The sequence below is a fragment of the Pseudomonas sp. MPR-R2A5 genome, assembly GCF_058793055.1.
In genome coordinates this window covers 74,068-88,744 of sequence record NZ_JBXAFK010000021.1, presented here as the reverse complement: position 1 = coordinate 88,744, position 14,677 = coordinate 74,068, and the positions used below count along the sequence as shown (strand labels likewise).

General features: G+C 57.6%; 19 protein-coding genes. 13 read left to right on the top strand and 6 right to left on the bottom strand.

All coding sequences use genetic code 11. The annotated features are described in order from the left end of the window. Positions 1-160: 160 nt before the first annotated feature. The 5 genes from AC1Q6I_RS16590 to AC1Q6I_RS16570 all read right to left on the bottom strand — a co-directional run bounded on the left by AC1Q6I_RS16590 (position 161) and on the right by AC1Q6I_RS16570 (position 4,340). Positions 161-490: a hypothetical protein gene (locus tag AC1Q6I_RS16590; protein WP_102643017.1), complete on the bottom strand. Its 330-nt coding sequence runs from the start codon at positions 488-490 to the stop codon at positions 161-163. Next, positions 487-846, bottom strand: a complete 360-nt coding sequence (locus AC1Q6I_RS16585) for a PA0613 family protein (RefSeq protein WP_074847667.1) — start codon at positions 844-846, stop codon at positions 487-489. The genes AC1Q6I_RS16590 and AC1Q6I_RS16585 overlap by 4 nt, the downstream gene beginning before the upstream one ends. Then, entirely contained in the window at positions 843-3,050 is a 2,208-nt protein-coding gene (locus AC1Q6I_RS16580) for a virulence-associated E family protein (RefSeq protein WP_173860583.1), read from the bottom strand. The genes AC1Q6I_RS16585 and AC1Q6I_RS16580 overlap by 4 nt, the downstream gene beginning before the upstream one ends. 222 nt (positions 3,051-3,272) lie before the next feature. Then, positions 3,273-3,782 (bottom strand): phage regulatory CII family protein, encoded by a 510-nt coding sequence (locus tag AC1Q6I_RS16575; protein ID WP_102643014.1) that lies wholly within the window; start codon positions 3,780-3,782, stop codon positions 3,273-3,275. 333 nt (positions 3,783-4,115) lie between these two features. Then, positions 4,116-4,340 (bottom strand): helix-turn-helix transcriptional regulator, encoded by a 225-nt coding sequence (locus AC1Q6I_RS16570; protein ID WP_102643013.1) that lies wholly within the window; start codon positions 4,338-4,340, stop codon positions 4,116-4,118. A 102-nt stretch (positions 4,341-4,442) separates the two neighbouring features. Here AC1Q6I_RS16570 and AC1Q6I_RS16565 point away from each other — a divergent pair, with 102 nt between their 5' ends. The 12 genes from AC1Q6I_RS16565 (at position 4,443) to AC1Q6I_RS16510 (ending at position 11,625) form a co-directional block, all read left to right on the top strand. Continuing rightward, the gene (locus AC1Q6I_RS16565) at positions 4,443-5,192 is read left to right on the top strand and encodes an XRE family transcriptional regulator (RefSeq protein WP_102643012.1); all 750 of its coding nucleotides are present in this window, start codon (positions 4,443-4,445) and stop codon (positions 5,190-5,192) included. A 244-nt stretch (positions 5,193-5,436) separates the two neighbouring features. After that, positions 5,437-6,000, top strand: coding sequence for a hypothetical protein (locus tag AC1Q6I_RS16560; protein WP_102643011.1), 564 nt, complete (start codon positions 5,437-5,439; stop codon positions 5,998-6,000). Between the two features lie 9 nt (positions 6,001-6,009). Beyond that, positions 6,010-6,300 carry a phage antirepressor KilAC domain-containing protein gene (locus tag AC1Q6I_RS16555; protein ID WP_074847673.1) on the top strand — a complete coding sequence of 97 codons (291 nt, stop codon included), beginning with the start codon at positions 6,010-6,012 and terminating at the stop codon, positions 6,298-6,300. Next, a complete protein-coding gene (locus AC1Q6I_RS16550) occupies positions 6,300-6,482 on the top strand; it encodes a hypothetical protein (RefSeq protein ID WP_102643010.1) in 183 nt (60 codons plus the stop codon). Before AC1Q6I_RS16555 ends, AC1Q6I_RS16550 begins: the two co-directional genes overlap by 1 nt. Beyond that, on the top strand, positions 6,463-6,930 hold the full coding sequence (locus tag AC1Q6I_RS16545) for a hypothetical protein (protein WP_102643009.1): 468 nt from the start codon (positions 6,463-6,465) through the stop codon (positions 6,928-6,930). The genes AC1Q6I_RS16550 and AC1Q6I_RS16545 overlap by 20 nt, the downstream gene beginning before the upstream one ends. Beyond that, positions 6,927-7,271: a pyocin activator PrtN family protein gene (locus AC1Q6I_RS16540; protein WP_102643008.1), complete on the top strand. Its 345-nt coding sequence runs from the start codon at positions 6,927-6,929 to the stop codon at positions 7,269-7,271. The genes AC1Q6I_RS16545 and AC1Q6I_RS16540 overlap by 4 nt, the downstream gene beginning before the upstream one ends. A 256-nt stretch (positions 7,272-7,527) precedes the next feature. Then, positions 7,528-7,926, top strand: a complete 399-nt coding sequence (locus tag AC1Q6I_RS16535; protein ID WP_102643007.1) for a FliH/SctL family protein — start codon at positions 7,528-7,530, stop codon at positions 7,924-7,926. Next, positions 7,923-8,144, top strand: a complete 222-nt coding sequence (locus tag AC1Q6I_RS16530) for a hypothetical protein (protein WP_102643006.1) — start codon at positions 7,923-7,925, stop codon at positions 8,142-8,144. Before AC1Q6I_RS16535 ends, AC1Q6I_RS16530 begins: the two co-directional genes overlap by 4 nt. After that, a complete protein-coding gene (locus tag AC1Q6I_RS16525; RefSeq protein ID WP_102643005.1) occupies positions 8,141-8,683 on the top strand; it encodes a phosphohydrolase in 543 nt (180 codons plus the stop codon). The genes AC1Q6I_RS16530 and AC1Q6I_RS16525 overlap by 4 nt, the downstream gene beginning before the upstream one ends. Before the next feature lie 538 nt (positions 8,684-9,221). Beyond that, a complete protein-coding gene (locus tag AC1Q6I_RS16520; RefSeq protein ID WP_256581048.1) occupies positions 9,222-10,376 on the top strand; it encodes a hypothetical protein in 1,155 nt (384 codons plus the stop codon). Then, positions 10,373-11,359: a phosphoadenosine phosphosulfate reductase domain-containing protein gene (locus tag AC1Q6I_RS16515; protein ID WP_102643002.1), complete on the top strand. Its 987-nt coding sequence runs from the start codon at positions 10,373-10,375 to the stop codon at positions 11,357-11,359. The genes AC1Q6I_RS16520 and AC1Q6I_RS16515 overlap by 4 nt, the downstream gene beginning before the upstream one ends. Next, complete coding sequence (locus AC1Q6I_RS16510; RefSeq protein WP_102643001.1) at positions 11,359-11,625, top strand: hypothetical protein; 267 nt, start codon at positions 11,359-11,361, stop codon at positions 11,623-11,625. The genes AC1Q6I_RS16515 and AC1Q6I_RS16510 overlap by 1 nt, the downstream gene beginning before the upstream one ends. A gap of 2 nt (positions 11,626-11,627) precedes the next feature. Here the strand turns inward: AC1Q6I_RS16510 and AC1Q6I_RS16505 are convergent, their stop codons facing one another. Continuing rightward, complete coding sequence (locus tag AC1Q6I_RS16505; protein ID WP_102643000.1) at positions 11,628-13,244, bottom strand: recombinase family protein; 1,617 nt, start codon at positions 13,242-13,244, stop codon at positions 11,628-11,630. 38 nt (positions 13,245-13,282) lie between these two features. Between AC1Q6I_RS16505 and rimO the strand changes: the two genes are divergently transcribed. Then, a complete protein-coding gene (gene rimO, locus AC1Q6I_RS16500; protein WP_173860563.1) occupies positions 13,283-14,611 on the top strand; it encodes a 30S ribosomal protein S12 methylthiotransferase RimO in 1,329 nt (442 codons plus the stop codon). The last annotated feature ends 66 nt before the right edge of the window (positions 14,612-14,677 follow it).

Sequence of the window (14,677 nt, the reverse complement as noted above, 5' to 3'; positions counted from 1 at the left end):
CGAGGGCCGGGTTTGTGGTGAGGTCGCTGGTTGCGTACCTCTTTGAACATGGCTGATTTATACCCCTCCAGTCCGGTGGCAGCAAGCGTTTAACGCTGCCACCCCGCAATCAACGGCCATCAGCGGCAATCAACGGCAATCAACGGACACGTACCGGAAATCAACGGCAATCAGCGGACATATAACGTAACTGGCTACCGCCCCGCAGGGCAGTGACCGACCAGCCCCACATAACTAAAGACAAGTGCGCCACTTGCAGCGCCCAAGAATCAAAGCGCTGACCTACCGTCCTACTATTTATTACCTTTTCCCCCGTATAGAGAGAGATTAATAAACGCTGCGCGTGATGCGCGTGCGCGTAGGTACGCGCACTACGCGGGGAAATCCCGGAAAAGGTGGGACGGAAGGTCAAAGCCCCGATTGGCGCGGTCTGCGCCTGCTCCACCAGCAATAACACCAGTAGGCCAGGCCGGACAAACAGCATGATCACGCTGCGCGCTCCAGCAACATACCTGCGATCTCCAGATGGGCAGCATGCAAGCGCTCATAGTACTGCGTACGCCCGCATCCGCAATGCGCCCACTTCTGACGCTCTGCGCTCTCACGGTTTAGGTATTGCTCGTACACCACCTGCTCCAGTTGCCAAGACAGATGCTTGTTTACTATCACCTCAATGTCCGCACTCCATGGCAGCAGCATCCTCGAACCACCGCGTGTGCCACGAATCAGTTCTCCCTTGCAATCCATCAACTGGCCCAACATGGTGCTAGCAGATCCATTTGCACCTCCACATCCATGCATATCGAGCGCCCACAACTTCAACATCTCATCCATTTCAGGGATCAAAATGCAGTCTCCTGCCTGGGCTCGACCATCCCGCGCTTCCACTCGGCCGGCTTCAAATACTCATAACCACGCACCCCACCAGGGCCACTAGTCCGGCGTCGGCGCGGCCATTTAAGTCGGTGCATAATCTTACCGATCCGCATCTGCTCAGGCTTGCCCCAGTGGCTGGGGTCGATATTCAGCGCATGCTGCAACAAGTGCGCGCCCGTCACCGTTTCGCCGAGATGCTTGGCTGCCAGGTAGTGAACCACTGGTTCTTCCCACATATCCGCCTGGAAGCGCTTATCCTGCTCAGCCGCAAACAGTTCGTTCTCTTCACGCTCGGCCCACCAAATATCTCCCGCGCGAAAACAGGCTACCGCCTCGGCCCAGAGTTGATCACGATCGGCCCGCAGGCCATCCAGATCCACCTTCGTACACGTCACCGGCCAATAACGGCGGTTGCCCGTGTCATCCTTCAGGTACTCATCCTGGTTCGTGGTGCCGATAAATACGCTCTGGCGCGGCACACTCAAATGCCGTCGTCCATAGCTCTCTCGGTAATGGTCCGTAGCCGATGAAACGAATTGCTTGGCCTTCGTCGTATCGGACTTATTAAGCGCATCCAGCTCCGCCATCTCAATGATCCACTTACCCCGGATCGCCTGATACGCATCCTTGCTGCTCATATCGAATGCCGTGTCCATAAACCACTTGCCGGCAAGCACGCCGGCAGCCGTCGACTTACCCTCACCCTGCAACCCCTCCAGAATGAGCATCACATCAACCTTACAGCCTGGCCGGAACACCCGTGCCACGGCAGACAGCAACCAACGCTTACCCACCTTGCGGGTATACTCACTATCCGCAACGCCCAGCCGATCCTGTAGCCACCTATCCAGTCGCGGTGCACCATCCCACACCAACCCATCCAGATAATCGCGCACCGGATGAAAGGCATTGTCATGCGCAACAGAGTTCACCGCCTCAAACACATTCGGCGACTTCACAGACAACCCGTAAACCTCGGCCAGCCACATCATCACCTTGATATCGTCGATATCCTCCCAGTCACCTGCACTGCCACCAAACGGAGGCGTGCGCGCCTTGATAATTTTCGACGCGAACGAATCCCACGCAATCACCCCGCCCCAGCGCGAGTCATTACCCAGAATCAATCCGACGTTATAAGGGTGCGCCAGAATTCCACCCTTAGCAGACCGCAGCAGCTTTTCATGCCATCCAGCATCCGTCGCCGGCCTCACCAGCGCCAACACCTGGCGGCGCACCGCATCTAACCCCTCTGCACAGTGCAGGTCATTAAAATCCGTCCAACCAACCTCGCGGTCGTTATCGAAGATCGGCAACACCACCTGACCACCAACGACCACCGCCGCGTTCCCCGCCTTCACCTTGCCCGTGTTGAACGGTTTACCCTGCACTTGGGTTTTCCAATCATCATCGGCACAGAACAGCAGCGGGCGACCGGGATAGCGCACCCGCAAACCCTGTGCCACCGGCAACAGATTGCCAGCATCGAAGCACACCGCCACGGTCAGTGCGGTGGCCATATGCAGGCTCGCGCCGGTCGCGTACCCCTCGCACACAAGAATCACATCGCCAGGTTCAGGTTCAGGGCCGATCAAATGCACTGCTCCCTCTTTCTCCAAGCCCGCCGGCCAATAGGTCTTGTTACGCCCAAGCTTGGGCTGCACCTCAGGGAACAACACCTGCAGGCCGATCACCTCCCAGGTTTTTACACTGCGCATCGGTACAAGGGCACAGCCTGATTTGTGCTTATAACGCAGGCCAAACCCGGCCACACGCTTCGCATCCAGATACGCGCAATGGCCCTTTACCTCCAAATGCTTCCACATACCCGCAGCACGGCGCGCGGCAGTTCGATGTTTGCGCGCTTCGGCCTCAGCCGCCTTACGCTGGCCCTCCTCGGCTCGCGCCCGCATCACCGCCCGATCCTCAGCGCTCAACCGGCCACCCTTGACCTTGATCTTCTGCCAACTTCCCTTCTCACCCTGGCGCCAGTCACCAAAAGCACCGCAATACAGTGTCTTGCCGCCAGTCAGATGTTCATAGATCACATACCAGCCCGTTTTCTCTGGGGCCTTATCACCGTCGCACTCACAACGCGTTCGCTTACCAATCACCAGTGGGGTTTCTGGTTTAAGCCCGTAGTCCTGCAACTGGGCCAACACATCATCGAGCAGTTCGTGATTAGTCATGCCCGTACCTCACGCCGGTCTGCCAGCTCCTGGCAGTCAGTACAGCGCGTACAGCCGCGATCAAGCATTGCCAACCGTCGGGCCTCTTGGATGACATCCTCGCAGTCCACGCACTTGAGCGTACATTGGCCTGGATTGGCAGTAGGTCGCGCGGCAATGGCCACTGCGAGATTAAGAGCAATGACCTTATCAGCAACATCTGCATTGTCAGACATAGGTCAGATCCTCCGTGTGTTTCTTGCGGAGCACCGCGCGCAATTTGAAAACCGCCTGCACCATGCGTTCGGCCAGCAGTTCAAACTCAGCCAGCTCGTCATCGTCCAGTTTGTCATCGGTCAATGAGGTCGATACATGTGTGGCCAACTGCCCCTCGCGGGAAAGCAACTCACCAATGCAAGCCATTAGCGACTGCGCTGTGTCGGTATCGCTCAACTCGGAAACGTCGATTCCCACCCAACCGATGGGATGCAATAACGCATCTACGATGCGCGGATCGCGCGTGGCATCCAGCACCAATTCAAGATCGCCAATATTAGGCGTGTGACTGGTGTTGGTCAGGCTCAGTTTATGATTGAGCGTGGTGGCGTTGCCGCCGTCGATAGCTGCAATGGCTGTGGCACCGCCGGGATAATCGCGTGCGGCGTGGAGCAAAGCTTGCGGTAGAGTCAAGAGCGAACGCCGTGCGCGCTCAATGGAATTGAACTGTTTACGGTTCATGGCAAAACTCCAAAAACTCTGCCAGTGACCGCCGCGTGCCTGTTTGATACAGTTGCGCCGTGATCACTCACAGGTGGTCGCATGCAGCCGGGCGCTCTGTGGTAGAAACTCCGGCTGCACCCCAATGGCAAGGCACACGCTCCGCATGTACCTTGCCGTTACAGCCTGCAGACCGTGGTGGGTTAGCAGGCAACCCAAGGCGTCCGTGCCTTGGCAGCGCGGTAAAGAGAGGCGGTTTGCATGTGGTTTGCCCGCCTACCTTTATCGCGACCCCGACAGCACTGTGGTGGTGTGTGCCGGGAGGAACTGGGCGGCCTTTAGGTCGCCTTTTTTCTAAGCCGCGCTCGCTATTTCCTGCGCTGGAGGGAAAACCTCATCTAGCGAGCAAACAGAACCAAGCTTGTTTAGCGCGTGGATGATGGCGCGGCATTCAGCAAGGCCAGCGGTACGACGGCCAGCCTCATAATTGCTCACACGAGTCTGGGTCCACCCTAACGCAGCAACTAGTTCCCGCTGCTTGATTCCTGCCCGCTCCCGATACTCAGCAATACGATTCATACCATGGCCTCCATTGAGTCACGCCGATAATAAGCACATAACGTGAAATGTTCAACACGAAAAGTAAGAATGAAATATTTCAAGAAGTGATAAAAAAAGCACATGAACACATTAGGCAATCGCATCAAACGACTTAGGAAAGCGAAAGGTATGAGCCAGCAGTCTCTTGCCTTCGCCTGTGGATGGGAATCCCAATCTCGAATTGGCAATTATGAAAGGGGAACCCGTGAGCCAAACCTTCAAGATTTAGAGAAATTAGCAATTGCGCTAGGGGTGCCATTCCCAGACTTAGTGGCTGGACGCGATCGATCCGAAATCAATGCATTCCCAGATGCTATTCAAGGCAGAGTTCGATCCGAAGACAGCCTTGTCAGGGATTTCGGACGATCTAAAGATAAAGGCCAGCCCGTCAGCAGCCGTGTCGGATGGGCCAAGGAAGGGAAAGTGCCAGTAATAGGAAACGCTCAGCTTGGCAATGCAGGCTATTTTGAAGCTCTGGATTTCCCACCAGGCCATGGTGATGGCTACCTAAATATCCATAGCGATGACCCCGACGCTTACGGTCTGAAAGTGACAGGCGACAGCATGCTGCCGCGCATTAAAAACGGCGAATTTGTGTTAATTGAACCCAACAAAAGCTTTTACAGCGGCGACGAGGTAATGGTCCGCACCTCGGCAGGCCGAACAATGATTAAAGAGTTCATCTACCTTCGCGACGGAATGTACAGGCTAGACAGCGTGAATGCTGAACACGAGTCCGTTCACGTCCCAGAACAAGACGTTCTCGAAATTCACTTAGTTGGCGGAATTCTCAAGTCATCACGGTTTTTGCACAGCGCAGACGAAATTTAAGCACGGAACGTATTGACACGGATAAGCACGGTGCGTGATATTTGCCTCACTCCCTACCACAGAGCGAGGCAATTCCCATGCAAACCGCAACCTTGCACGTACTCCCAACGTGCCCAGAAAGCCGCGTTTTCGAGGTGCGCCGCCTAGCCATAATCTACGGCTGCGCCTTCGCCCCCACCAAACGCAAATCAACCACCACCCCTACCCCGACCCCCTTCAATCCAGACGATGGAGGGCGTGCAGCATGAGCACACTATCTCTCAACGCCGCCGCCTATATTCGCCTCCAGGCCCAGGTAAACCTTAGCGGCACGTTCAATCACACCCTGCATTCGTGTGATGGCTGCCAATCCGTAGCGGCTCAGGTCGAGATTGAACAGTGCACCGCCGGCATCACGGTGATGGTGCGCATCTGCGGGACGCTCAATACGTCAGTCACCCTCGATAAGAACCGCAAAAACAACGCCACGCGCGTTGCGAGCTTTATCGAAGGTATCGCCAACGGCCGCAGCCCTACCGGGGTGCCCGACGTAGATGAGCATGAAGCTGTCAGCGATATAGAGGCCACCCTACGTCTGGCTATCCGACGTGGGCGCGGCATTTACCATCTGATCGCTGACGAACTGGAGCCCTCGCTCCAGATCCAGCGCAACCCACGCGGCGGCTATATCGCCAAGCTCGAAATCGACGACGACGCCGGCTGCCTACTCACCCTGCCCGCCGACAACCAGCGCGCCTACGCAATGTTGGCTGAAAACCTCAATCAATTCCTGCAGGGCTACCGCAATAGCCTCGCAGCCGCCGCATGAGGTGCCGCCGTGAGCTTATCCCTCAAACGCGTAGCCGAACGCCTTGGTTTGGGTCACCGCGAGCTGATGCAACGCATGCGCGACAAAGGTCTGCTGGATAAAAAAAATCTGCCAGCTAACCCAGCCGCAACCAAAGACTTCTTGGTCACCCGTGAGGGCCGCTGGTTTCACGAGAAGTACGGCATGCAATACCAGCGCACCACGCGCGTGACCGATATCGGCATCTCCTGGCTGGCCAAGCAAATTGGTATTGAGCGCCCAGCCCCACCCGCCGTGCCCGACCCGCGAGAAGTCGCGTAATGAGACAGCCCGAAGCATGGCCGCGCCAGTACGCCCGCCAGATCACGGCGATGCGAACCCGTGAGGAACGCATCGCCGCGCTGGCAGAAGTACCGGAGCACCTACGCGAGCTGGTGCGCACCCACGTCGAGATCGCCTGGAACCACCCCCGAGGTAACACACATGGACCGCAAACTGATTGATACCCTACTGATCGAGCTGCTGAATCTAGCCGAAGAGCGCCGTACGCCCGAGAAGATTCTGGCCAACCTCACACTGGCCGCCACTGCTGCCGGCATTTCCCTCAGCACCAGTGCCGCACCGCTGCAGATCGAGCACCTGCAACTGGCGGCTGCCCTCGACCAGCTCGTCATCGACCTCGGTCCGAACTACCGGGCCCGCGCCATGCTGCGCCTTGGCTACGGAATTGAGGGAGTAGAGCTAGGTGCCGTGCTCGAACCACTAGACAGCACCTCCCCACTGCCGCGTTTCGTAGCCTTCGGCAGCACAGCACGCGCGGCACTGGCAGCCATCAACCGCGACATTAGAGCAAGCCACCAACCTCATGCCAAAGCAGCGCCGCAACGTAAAACCGGAAAACTGACGCTCGGCAGTCTCCAAGCGCAAGTAGATAAGGCCAACGCAGCATGACGGCCTCCCCACAGCGCGAACTGCGCCTGCCGAAAGCGCCCAGAAGTCAAACCGTTGAGCTGCTGTACCGAATCTTCGGAGATCTACTCGTACCCTTTGAACAGGTACGCGAACGCTACTTCAGCAATCTCAACCAGGACAACTTCACTCGCGCACTAACAAGTGGCCGTGTTGCGCTGCCCATCACCACCCTGGATACCAGCGCCAAGCGTTCCCGCTTCATCGACATCCGACATCTGGCCATCTTCATTGATACACAGTCGGATGCCGCAGATGAGGAGATGGCAAACACTCAATCTCACACGTTACCGAGACCTCATAGCAATCCGGAAGAAAACTGACATGTCACTTCAAGACTATTGCCGGCACTGCCGGGCACAGTTATCGGCGGACGGAACAACCGACCGACTTTGCGAGCGTTGTAGCTATCTCGCAGCCGACTACCGCCTATACGACGATCTACGCGAAGAAGGTTACATGCCGTACCAAGCCAAGCTGATGTGTGGCCTGGCAGATCCACCAGATCCTAATCACGAATAAATCTGTACCAACACTGCTGCCACCACCAGCTAAGCGAATCCAACAGGAGCAAACCACATGACAGCACTTGAAATTTGCGCACTGATCTCCGTCGTAATCTCGGTCGCCATTCTTTACTGGAGTGGTTATCGAGGCGGCTTAAAGGATGGTTGGAGCGAAGGCTACGACGACGGCCACGCCAAAGGCTACATCGAGGGCATTGAGGAGGGCGAGTCGTCGAGCGCGACGGCTCTTGAACAGGCTACGAAACGATGCACGCGCCTGGAGCTGATTTTGATCCGCGAGCCACAGGACCGTCAGATCCTTTTGGATATCGCCGGAAAGCTCAAACTCGCCGCCGATACATTCCGCGCATTGCAATCCGAAAGCCACGCCACCCAAGCACTCGTTTTGCGTGACCACGCATTGAGCATGGCCGACGAGCTGGATTCCTTTCACCAGGAGGATCCAGCATGAGCCGCCCAATCCCAATGCTGCGTCTGACGCCCCAGGCCGCCGGAACACTGCAGCAGCAGTACACCAAGGCCATGAAGGAACTGAGCGCGGTGACTCGCCATAACAAAGAGTTCGACCGGCAGTTGAAAGCGCTGATCGGTTACGACGCCCTGCGCGAATTGCACAAGGCAACTGACAACGCCCTGCTGCTGGCCGATCTCGTGAAGGAGGCCGCATGAACTGGATCCTCACCCACACCGGCAAACGTTTTGACCTGTTCGAGCCTGACGCCGACATGATCGATCCACGGGACATTTCCCACTCACTGGCACACCTCTGCCGCTTCAACGGGCACACCCGCGAGTTCTACAGCGTGGCGCAACACAGTTGCATCGTCGCCGAGCTGGTGCCGGAAGAACACAAGCTAGCTGCCTTGCTCCATGACGCGCCAGAGGCGTACCTGGGCGACATGACCAAGCCACTTAAGCAGTGGATACATGCATACCAGGACTTTGAAGACTGGATATGGCAACGCGTGTGCCAGCGCTTCGACATCGCTGCCGAACTTCCTGCGTGCGTCCACCAGGCCGACTTGATTGCGCTGGCCACCGAACGCCGCGACCTCATGCCAACCGACCCGGCTATCTGGGATTGCTTGGTCGGCATACAACCCATGGCTGAAACCATCCGTCCATGGCCAGCCGCAGAAGCCCGACTCACCTATCACCAGCGCCTGATGGACCAACTCGCTGTCGAACATCGGAGGAAAGCGGCATGAAGAACCAACAGGAAAACATCAGCGCCGGTGCCGCTTTGCTCCGAAGCGCCAGTGGTGTCGACACGCCAGTAACAAACAGTCTCTGCTGCGCAGCAGCAGGCATTATTGCTCCTTCCAGCGCCACTGCCGAGTCACGTATACCCCACGAAAAGCTGCGCGGGGCAGCGGTCAGTGATGCAACGCTTACCGCTTCCTCCCGCCCGACCGCGCAGCTTGTCGTGGGGTATACGCACGCATCGGGACATATAAGCGTGGCTCAGCCGGGGGGTGCCGTATGACCGTCTTTCTTCTGCTGTACCTGTGCGCAGACGCCACCCGAACAAACTGCCAGGTATTGCCAGCTCAGCATTGGAATGGACCGGACGCGTACGAGCAGTGCATTGGCACCATTCCTGGGCTCACCAAAGCACTGACAGCCCCCAACCGAAAACGGCACCGATTCGTCTGCGAGATCCAATCCGACGGCGCGCAACCCGCAGAGCAGAAGCTACTACCGTCGCGCGCTCATCAATCATTTCGGATGTAAGAGGGGGTGACCATGAACATATCATCTCGTAACGATAAAGGCGGCACGAGCGAGCTCAAACGCGAAGATCGGTACATCGTCATCAAGCACAGCGATATCCAGGGTTTCTGGAGAGAAGATGTCAGAGAGCAATTCTTTGCCGCTCTGGAGCGCCTGAATGAGCATCACGTGCGCATACCCCAGCGGAAGTACTTGGTGATCGAAAGCGACTGGCCCGAATACGAGCCGGCCTGGCACATGATCGAGCGGCGTGTAAACGGTGCCACTGGCAGGCATCCTGAAGTGGTCGCCGTGATCAATGAGGAAGGCGAGCACTTCAAAGAAACAGTTGTAGAACATCGACCGGGAATTGACCGGCTTCCCGTGGGAACTGAGTTGGTGGACCGCGCCCATGTCAACCGGTTGCAGGCCGAGCTCGACGCACTACAACAGCGCCTGCTGGATGCGCCTGAATCGGCACCTTGCGCAAACCCTCAAGTTGAACCTGATCCGGTACTCTGCAAGTTCTATGACGTGACTGATTGGTCGGGCCTTGTGCGCGAACTGATTGGCCATGTGGCTCAGCTCCAGGACTCGGCAAAGCGCAACGTAAAGCCATGGGAGGACACTTTCCCACCGACGCTCCTACCGGCCTACATCGAGCGCGCGAATGCCAGCAATACGGCAGCCCAGCGCGAGCCGGTGCCGTGCAGCCATGAGTGGACGGACGATGGTGGTTATCTGCTCGTGTGTACTGCCTGCGGGGTACAAGAGGACCATGACCCTGGATGGCAAGATATGGATTCCGCGCCCCGTGATGGAACTATGCTGCGGCTGCTGGTCGAGTTTGAAGATCATTCAACGGAAGATGCCGATCAGGCCCCTACCATCGGCGCGAACAACTTCGACAATGACGGCGAGGATCGGTGGAAGTTCGCTGGATGGTGCTGGTCTCACGACCACTTCACGGAAGGCAAGGGCATTCCGGTCGGTTGGCTTCCAATGCTGGAGGTGAAAGCCACTGGCATTGCCGAGCAGCCCGCACCAATGCCCACGCCGGATGACCGCGAGGAATTAATTGGTCAGTTAGCTGACGAGATAGGTCGGCTTGGAATGTGCTCTGCTGCTGACCGTGAGCTGTTCGAGCGGATCATCGACGCCAACTATCGCAAGCAGGTGGCGACATGAGCACTCGCAATATCGTCAGCGTCAGCGGCGGCAAAGACAGCACTGCCACTCTGCTGGTCGCCATGGCCCTAGAGGCACCCAATCTGCAGGCCGTCTTCGCCGATACTGGTAACGAGCACGAACAGACTTACGAGTACCTTGACTACCTGGAACAAGCCACACGCACGAAAATAACCCGCGTGCGAGCTGACTTTACCAAGCGTATCGAAGGCAAGCGCCGATTCATTGAGTCGAAATGGCGAGCGCAAGGCATCGCAGAGGAGGTGGTGCTTGCAGCGTTGGATGTGCTGCAGCCAACCGGTAATCCGTTCCTAGATCTGTGCATCTGGAAAGGCCGGTTTCCTAGCCGCAAGGCCCAGTTCTGCACCATGGAACTGAAGCGCGACCCTATGCTTGAGCAAGTAGTCATGCCGTTGATGGGTGCCGGCGACATGATCTTGAGCTGGCAGGGTGTGCGTGCAGACGAGTCGCTGAACAGACGATATCTGCCGGAGTGCGACGAAGTGGGTGGAGGCCTGTTCAACTACCGCCCGATCTTGAAGTGGGATGTCCCGGCGGTGTTCGAGGCTCACCGCTACATGGGCATTAAACCGAATCCGCTTTATTCACAAGGCATGGGGCGCGTGGGCTGCATGCCCTGCATCAACTGCCGCAAGGATGAATTACGGGAAATTGCCCTGCGGTTCCCCGACGCGATTGACCGGATCGATCGCTGGGAGCGAACCGTCCAGCAGGCCAGCAAACGCGGTGCTGCCACATTCTTTGCCGGATCTAACGCTAAGCATCCGAAAGGATCAATCTCAGGCATGACAGCCATTGAAGTCATGGAGATCGCAAGCATTCGCCAGGCCGTTGAATGGTCCAAGACAGCCCGAGGCGGCATCCAATACGACCTGATGATTGCTACTGACGCCTCCGCCTGCTCCAGCGCCTACGGGCTCTGCGAGTCGGCCTGGGAGCCAGTAACCATGGAGGCAGCATAATGATTTTCGACGCCAAGACAGACACCCTGTCAAACGCCACAATCAGTGGAGTCACCCATGAAGGGTTCACCTGCAGGACTCGTGACGGAAAAAAACTAAGCCTGGCACTCGTCGACGAGGAAGGCAATGTAGTCGCCGCTGGGCAGCATGTAGCCCAAGAAGCCTGGAATGTCTGCATTCAGGTGCAACATAACTTTTGGATTGGTCAGGGCCACCTACGGGTACTCAGCAAACCGCTCCCCCTCACGACGGACAAGGCAGCCTAAATCTAAACTCCAAAACCAACCTGCCACTCCCCGGTTTTGCGATCTATCCGCAACAACCGGGGCTGGCCACCCTTCCCAACCAGCAACAAATCAATCAGCATTCCCTCTCGACCAACCGCCTGCATACCATGGTGGTACACAACAATTCGCTCAAATGTCTCCCGCACCAGGTGGCGGACCTTCATCCGCGAATCAAAATCCAGCGCCTCTACACCCGACGCCAAGCTCGACCATGCCTCAGCGAGCGCTGGCTGATCACGATTTGACACCGCCACCAGCTCCCGCTCGGCCTGTGCCACCTCTTTTTGCATGGACAAATGCTGCTCTTCGAGTTCACGGGCCTTGCGCACAAATGTTAACGGTGCAGCACCACCCTCAGCCGCAAGCAATGCCTCACTCACTCGCTCAAGCTGTTGCTCGATCGCTGACGTTTCTGTCTTGGCCTTCGCCAGCCGCGCACGTATCACCTGTGTCTGATCACGCTCTTCAAGCAAGCTGCTGAGATTCATCTGATCAGCGCAGTAACTCATCAACGCCTTCTCGATTGGCACGACACTGCAACTCCCTCCCACGGGGCATCCGCTGTTTTGCGAGTAACCCACGCAGATCACACGCCGATGACCGTCAGACAAACTGCCGTCAGGCCTGGCGCGGTGCATTACGTTTTGCCCGATCACGGCCGTACCGCAGTATCCGCAGTACGTAATGCCAAGGCCGGTAATAAGCCCAGGTATCTCACCTTTGCCTTTGCGCCGAACGCGGCTATTAATCAGTAACTCCAGATCCGCGTACTCGGCGGCATCCATAAGCGATGGGTAATAGCCCTCCAAGCGATACGTTTCGCCGTCCAGTTCCAGTACCTTGGCACCCACCAACGCCGGCAATCTCACTAAACGGTAAACCTGCAGCGCGGTGACGCCCTTCGCGGTCACCGCCAATCCGCGCTCTGTAAGCTCTCTAATGATACGGACCGAGCCATAACCCTGACGGAACAGATCGATAACCAGGCGAACACCTTCCACTCGATCCGGGATGAACTGCCAGCCCTGGCCATCCCAGTGCAGCCACTGGGGATCCTTACCATTGCGAATGACGCCACGATATGTACCAGCGATCCAGCCTTCACACTGTCGACGGATTGCCGCTTTCACACGCTTTGACTTGGTGTCCGACTCTTCATGCGCCCGGATCATAACGAGGAGCGAGTACACCAGGTCCATTGGCTGCGCTTTCAGACCGGCACGGTTGTACTCTCGACCATCACTGGCCGTAACAACTGTAATGCCGGCATTGATAATCTGCGCCAATTGAGCCTGGGCCTGAATGGGCTCAGCCCGACTCAGTCGGTCCAGCCCTTCAACGACCAGGACTGAACCGTCAGCGATTCGGCCATCCTCGACCGCCTGGAGAAAGACGCCTAAGGCACCCTGCTTGACGTGGCGCTGGTGATAGGCGGATAGCCCTTCATCCCTAAGGGATAAGGATTCATCCAGCGCCAACCCCTTCTCCGCCGCCCAGCGCTGGGCGTACTGCAGTTGACGATCAGCGCTACTACCGGTCGCCTGCCGGGGGTCTGAGAAGCGTAAATAGCTGTATACTCGCGCACCGTTTTTTGCCATTAGAAAATATAAGCCCTGATGAGGATCTACCTATAATGATGACAGAGAAAGCCCCGCGTGTAGGTATGATATCGTTAGGGTGCCCGAAGGCCCTGGTTGACTCCGAACGCATCCTGACCCAACTGCGCATGGAAGGTTATGACGTGGTGTCCACTTACCAGGACGCGGACGTGGTGGTGGTCAATACCTGCGGCTTCATCGACTCGGCCAAGGCAGAGTCGCTGGAAGTGATCGGCGAAGCCATCAAGGAAAACGGCAAGGTCATCGTGACCGGCTGCATGGGTGTGGAAGAAGGCAATATCCGCAATGTGCACCCGAGCGTGTTGGCGGTGACCGGCCCGCAGCAGTACGAACAGGTGGTCAACGCCGTGCACGACGTCGTGCCACCGCGCCAGGACCACAACCCGCTGATCGACCTGGTGCCGCCGCAAGGCATCAAGCTGACCCCGCGTCACTACGCGTACCTGAAGATTTCCGAAGGCTGCAACCACAGTTGCAGCTTCTGCATCATCCCGTCGATGCGCGGCAAGCTGGTCAGCCGCCCCGTGGGTGATGTATTGGACGAAGCCCAGCGCCTGGTCAAATCCGGCGTAAAAGAGCTGCTGGTGATCTCCCAGGACACCAGCGCCTATGGCGTCGACGTGAAGTACCGCACCGGCTTCTGGAACGGCGCGCCGGTGAAAACCCGCATGACCGAACTGTGCGAAGCCTTGAGCAGCCTGGGTGTGTGGGTGCGCCTGCACTACGTTTACCCGTACCCGCACGTGGACGAGTTGATCCCGCTGATGGCCGCCGGCAAGATCCTGCCGTACCTGGACATCCCGTTCCAGCACGCCAGCCCGAAAGTGCTCAAGGCCATGAAACGCCCGGCCTTCGAGGACAAGACCCTGGCGCGCATCAAGAACTGGCGCGAAATCTGCCCGGACCTGATCATCCGTTCGACCTTTATCGTGGGCTTCCCCGGCGAAACCGAAGAAGACTTCCAATACCTGCTCGACTGGCTGACCGAAGCCCAGCTGGACCGCGTCGGCTGCTTCCAGTACTCGCCGGTGGAAGGTGCCCCGGCCAACCTGCTGGACCTGGCCGTGGTGCCGGATGACGTCAAGCAGGACCGTTGGGAGCGCTTCATGGCGCATCAGCAAGCGATCAGCTCGGCGCGCCTGCAACTGCGCATCGGCAAGGAAATCGAAGTGCTGATCGACGAAGTCGATGAACAAGGCGCGGTTGGCCGTTGCTTCTTCGATGCGCCGGAAATCGACGGCAACGTGTTTATCGACGATGCCACGGGCTTGAAGCCAGGTGACAAGGTCTGGTGCACCGTGACCGACGCCGACGAATACGACCTGTGGGCTGAAAAACGCGACTGATCGCTTCCGCCTGTAAATAAAGTGCAAAAGCCCTGCCTCTGGACAAGATGCGGGGCTTTTTTAGGT